The 1729-nt window shown below is 64.2% G+C and carries 2 protein-coding genes; both read right to left on the bottom strand.

Features of this window, described 5'->3' with window-relative positions; translation table 11 throughout:
* Nucleotides 1–1410: IS66 family transposase (gene tnpC, locus NKH49_RS34635; RefSeq protein WP_352930170.1), on the bottom strand; the 1410-nt coding region annotated here is incomplete at its 3' end.
* 68 nt (nt 1411–1478) lie between these two features.
* Nucleotides 1479–1640: an IS66 family insertion sequence element accessory protein TnpB gene (gene tnpB, locus NKH49_RS34630; RefSeq protein ID WP_352930168.1), complete on the bottom strand. Its 162-nt coding sequence runs from the start codon at nt 1638–1640 to the stop codon at nt 1479–1481.
* Between the last annotated feature and the right edge of the window lie 89 nt (nt 1641–1729).

Genomic DNA, 1729 nt, shown 5'->3' with positions numbered 1-1729 from the left:
TCTTCGCTGTTCTCGCAGCGAAGCCGATGTCCGAAATACGGGTGCCAACGGTAATGGACCTCGACCTCCTGCCCAACATGGGCAGAATGACCCCGAGATGGCGATGGGACGGATGGAGCGCTCGACCACGTTGCTGTCGATCTCGATGCGGCCGTCTTCGAGGAAGCGCGAGAGGCCTTCCCAGCGTGAGAGCGTGTAGCGGATCGCCTCTGCGAGCTTGGTCTTCTGACTGATCAGGCCGAGCTTCTCACGCAGCCATGGGTCGAATGCAGCTACGATTGGAGTACTCTTCTCCTGACGTGCGGCAAGGCGTTCGTCGGCCGATCGGCCGCGGATGGCGTCCTCGATCTTGTAGAGTTCGGCGATCCGTCTGAGCGCCTCGCTGGCAATCGGCGCGGGACCGGCTGCTGCCAGCTCATAGAATCGCCGGCGGACATGCGCCCAGCAGAAGGCGAGCGTCACGCCGCTCTTGTCGGCCAGCACCCGATAGCCGCCATAGCCATCGACCTGCAGGATTCCGGTGAAGCCTGCGAGATGAGCGATCGGACGCTCGGCCTTTCGGTCCGGCGCATAGACATAGGCGACGCCCGGCGGATCGCTTCCCTCCCATGGTCGGTCATCGCGGGCATAGGCCCAGAGTTGGCCCGTCTTCGTCTTGCCGCGGCCCGGATCGAGCACCGGCGCGGTTGTCTCGTCGGCGAAGAGTTTTGGAGAGGACTTCAGCTTGCCAAGCAGCCGCTCATGCACCGGACGCAGATGCCAGGCGGCGCGGCCGACCCAGTCGGCGAGCGTGGAACGATCGAGATTGATGCCTTGCCGGGCATAGATCTGCGCCTGACGATAGAGCGGCACGTGATCGGCGTATTTGGAGACCAGCACCTGGGCGACCGTTGCCTCGGTCGGAAGACCACCCTCGATCAGCCGGGCCGGCGCGGGAGCCTGAACGACCACATCCTCACAGGCGCGGCAGGCATATTTGGGCCGGCGCACGACGATCACACGCAGCTGCGCCGGAACGATATCGAGCCGCTCGCTCACATCCTCACCGATCCGGTGCAGGCCATTGCGACAGCACGGGCAGGTATGGTCCTCGATGTCGACGACCATCTCCGTGCGCGGCAGATGGGGCGGCAACGCACCGCGGTTCGCCCGGCGCTTGGCGACACGCGCCTGACGTTCGCCAAGAGCAGTCTGTGCCTGCTCTTCGTCACCGGCAGCCTCGATCTGTTCGGCCTCTTCGAGTCCCAGCAGCAACTGATCCTCGGGGAGCGTCTCAGCTTTTCGGCCGAAGCGATGACGCTGCAATTCCTTGATGATCTGGATCAGACGGGCGTTCTCGACGTCGCGCGCCAGGACCATCGCCTTCAGCGCGTCCGGATCGTCGGGAAGCTGGTCAGCCGTCATCGTCATGACCGGATCAGACCATATTCGCCGACAGCCCGCGACAGCGGAATCCAGCCTGATTCACTTCGTCGCGGTCAGCCCGCCTGAACCGGAACGCGGGTCCGGCGCGCCTCGTGGACCCGCCGCCAGTCCAGTCCTTCCAATAGCGCCGATAGTTGCGCGGCCGTCAGCCGCATCACGCCGTCCTGCACTTTCGGCCAGCGGAACTCGCCCCCCTCCAGGCGCTTGTACCTCACTTGGGAATGCAGACTCTACGAACGCAGTTACGCAATTAGTGCGGATCACGCATCCGTTTCATCCTCTGTTCTCGCGGCTGCTGCCATGT

The organism is Mesorhizobium sp. M1088 (assembly GCF_040318575.1).
GTDB lineage: Bacteria > Pseudomonadota > Alphaproteobacteria > Rhizobiales > Rhizobiaceae > Mesorhizobium.
Note: the sequence above shows the minus strand (reverse complement) of the source record. Positions and strands in the feature narration are given on the sequence as shown.